Genomic DNA, 3,544 nt, shown 5'->3' with positions numbered 1-3,544 from the left:
ATGTGTGGTGATGGTAGCAAGAAGGATACACCTGTTCCCATGCCGAACACAGCAGTTAAGCTTCTTAGCGCCGATGGTAGTTGGACCTTTGGTCCTGTGAGAGTAGGTCGTTGCCATGCATTGTTTAATTGAGAGCAGAGCCCAAGGGTTCTGTTCTTTTTTTGTACAGATATTTTCCTTTCCAATGTATGGGGCATAGTGTATTTAATAGTGCGTTTCTTACAATCTTTCGAATGATACTATCTATGGGATTAATACGTTCGGCTTCAATCTCGATTAAGACCTCTTCAGTAGTGATTCTTGAACTTGTTTGGTCAAAAATTTAGGGTTTTGATTATATGCATTTATAGCGAATCACTTTATATTATAGGACTCCTTTATTATTGTTACTTTCTAATACGCTTATTTAGTGTCAAATAATTAATCTAGCATAGTTTCAAATTCAAATTTCGAGTAATCTGTTTTAACTCATACTCAAAACCAACCAGATTATTATGTATATTGTATTTTAAAAAGGGGCCAAAATTTTAGGAATTGCAATTGAAAATGGGACCACCTGTCAGTGACTTCCATTTATACTATGAAGTATAGATGGAGGTGTCAGGAGTGATTACTATGACAAAAGAATTTGAGGTTATTAGCCGTTATCGCCGCGGTGAATCAAAACGTGCGATTAGTCGAGACATGGGACTAGATCGAAAAACGGTGCGCAGAATATGTGACCGATTTGATAAGGCAAGACAAAAAATCGATGCAGCTGAGGACGATAAAGCCCTTGAAGTCGCTACGGAGCAGTTAGTGTTGAAACGACAATACAATAGTACGACACGGACGAAAAGAACCTTCACACCCGAGGTGGAGGCACGCATGAACCGGTTAATCGAAGAGGAACAAGAGAAAACACGGATATTAGGCTCCCATAAACAAGCCCTTACGGCTGTCGCTGTGACAGAGATACTTCAAGCAGAGGGCTACGCCATCAAATATCGAACGGTGGCGCATTACTGGGCACAAATGACTAAAAAAGCGAAAGAAGCCTTTATTCGTCAAGACTATGCGCTCGGATCACGCGTTGAGTTTGATTTTGGTGAAGTCAAGTTGGAGATAAATGGCCACGTGCAGACGTATTATCTTGCTGTGTTTGCGAGTCCAGCCTCGGATTATTTTTGGGCGTATCTGTATGCCCATCAAAAGAAAGAGGTCTTTCAAGAAGCTCATGTGCGTTTCTTTGAACAGATTGGGAGTGTCTATCGGGAGGTCGTTTATGACAATATGCGTCATGTTGTTTCACGGTTTATAGGGAGGAACGAAAAAACATTGAATCCACAGTTGATTCAATTCGCCACGTATTATGGGTTTGATATCAATGTGACTAATTTTTTCAGTGGGAATGAAAAGGGAACGGTTGAAGGCAGAGTGAAAAAAGTGCGTCAAGCTTGTTTTACAAAGACGTATCAGTTTGCTTGTTTTGAAGCCGCTTGTGATCATTTAGAAGCACAGCTCCATCAATTGAATCAGTCCAGTCGGATCGAGGAGGAAAAGGCAACGTTATTACCTTATCAACCCCCTTTTGAACTCGCTGAGCTGCATGCATTGAAAGTCAATTCTTACTCAGCGATTCATTATCAGACGAATCAGTATTCTGTCCCTGATTATCTTGTCGGTCATACGGTTCAAGTCAAGGCCTACCCTAACCACTTGGTCATCTATGCCAATGATCAAGAGGTCGCGCGGCATACAAAAATAGAGGGCTCTCATGGCTTTTGCCTCGATATATACCACTATATCCAGACGTTTCAGAAAAAGCCAGGCGCTTTGAAGCACTCGCATGTGTTAAAGCATCACCCTTTATTGAAGACCCTCTATGACCATTATTATAACGATAAACCCAAGCTATTTCTAGAGCACTTGGAACGTTACCGTGCATGTGATGAACATCAACGCGTCATCCACATGACAGAAGCGGTACGATTACACGCCACAAAGCCTCTCCCTAAGGGGCAGGACCAAGAAATCAACCCGGTGATTCAACAAACAGAACACACACTACATCAGCTTAATCGCATCTTTGGATTGGAGGAAACACCATGTTAACGATCACAGAGGCAGCCAATGAACTGAAACTGTCGTTCCTTAAGGAAAACCACCCTCACTTGATGGCAGAATATCAAGCGAGGGGGCTAACCTTTGAAGAAGCCTTATTGGAATGGATTAATGAGGAGGTGCAACATCGACGCAATCGCAGTCATCAACGTCGGATAAAGCAAGCAAAGTTTAGTCAGAAAAAATACCTGGTCGACTTTGATGACCAGGTGTTTAACGAACCCGTGAGAAAAGAGCTGCGTTCACTGAAAACATTACAATTTATACAGAATAAAGAAAATGCCATCTTTATCGGCAATCCGGGTACAGGCAAGACCCACTTTAGTATTGGTTTAGGGATTGAAGCGTGCCTGCAAGGTTATAATGTGTTATTTATCAACGCCCCCAATCTGGTGATTCAGATGAAAGAAGCGGTCACTCAAAGTCAATTTTATCGGTTTAAACAACGCCTTCAGCGCATTGATTTATTGATTATTGATGAGCTCGGTTATCTATCCTTTGATGCTTCAGGCGCAGAATTGATTTTCAATTTATTATCTAACCGAATTGGAGAAGGCTCGGTGATTATTACCACGAATCTAACATTTGATCGTTGGCAGGATTGTTTTAAAGACCCGACATTAACGGGTGCTTTGGTGGATCGTTTGGTTTACAAGGCGCATGTTGTCGATATGCGGGGGGAAAGCTACCGTATGAAGCAAACCAGTCACTGGAAGAATACATTACAGGAAGGAGAGGAATAGCTCCTGTTACTACTGCAGGGTGGTCCCTTTTTCAACAGCAAGGTGGTCCCTTTTTCAATTGACATATACATATTAGGAAGATATCGTGTAGTCAACTGGATATCGATATGCTTCTTGTATTCTCTATAAGATCCGCTTCTTTCCACTAATTATTCAAACACACATTCACTGTCTCTAAATGTTTCTATAACAGTTTTATTTGTATCAGAATCGAAAGAAGATTGTTATTTTATCGTATTCATTACGACAGAACTTACAGAAGAATCATTTGATTTTATAGAATTTAAGGCATATGGGAATATATTTGAGTTGGTAATTCTGGTCGTTGGGGCACTCGCAATGATTTCATTGAGTTTCTGGCGCACAATGAATCCATAATATTCGTTGTTAGTAAAAATATCTTATGTTTATTCTCAAAGGTAGTACATACGAATTGACGAGAGACCATCCTCACTTCGTATGCTTCCAAGTCCTGTCTAACTTGCTGTTAATCTAATTTGGCGTGATATTTATCTGCTTCACGCTTGTGCTTCTTGATATAATAATTTTGATGTACCTTAAAATATTATTAAACGCCGATTGTAAAATTAAGCTAGACAACTAAAACAGCCATTTGTGGTACACTCAACTTGTAATTCCGACCAAAGAATACAAAGGAGTGACCACAAATGACCTACACCCATCTTACCACGGATGAA

General features: G+C 40.5%; 2 protein-coding genes and 1 rRNA gene. All 3 read left to right on the top strand.

Annotated elements, in window-relative coordinates:
- Positions 1 to 3: 3 nt before the first annotated feature.
- The 3 genes from rrf (at position 4) to istB (ending at position 2,846) form a co-directional block, all read left to right on the top strand.
- A 5S ribosomal RNA gene (rrf, locus tag ACEN31_RS11255) occupies positions 4 to 119 on the top strand.
- Positions 120 to 615: 496 nt separating this feature from the next.
- Complete coding sequence (gene istA, locus ACEN31_RS11250; protein WP_407109456.1) at positions 616 to 2,094, top strand: IS21 family transposase; 1,479 nt, start codon at positions 616 to 618, stop codon at positions 2,092 to 2,094.
- Entirely contained in the window at positions 2,088 to 2,846 is a 759-nt protein-coding gene (gene istB, locus ACEN31_RS11245; protein WP_197105363.1) for an IS21-like element helper ATPase IstB, read from the top strand. Before istA ends, istB begins: the two co-directional genes overlap by 7 nt.
- The last annotated feature ends 698 nt before the right edge of the window (positions 2,847 to 3,544 follow it).

Origin of the sequence: Ruoffia sp. FAM 26255 (assembly GCF_045528525.1) — a bacterium.
In the GTDB taxonomy this organism is placed as follows: Bacteria; Bacillota; Bacilli; order Lactobacillales; family Aerococcaceae; genus Ruoffia; species Ruoffia tabacinasalis.
Note: the sequence above shows the minus strand (reverse complement) of the source record. Positions and strands in the feature narration are given on the sequence as shown.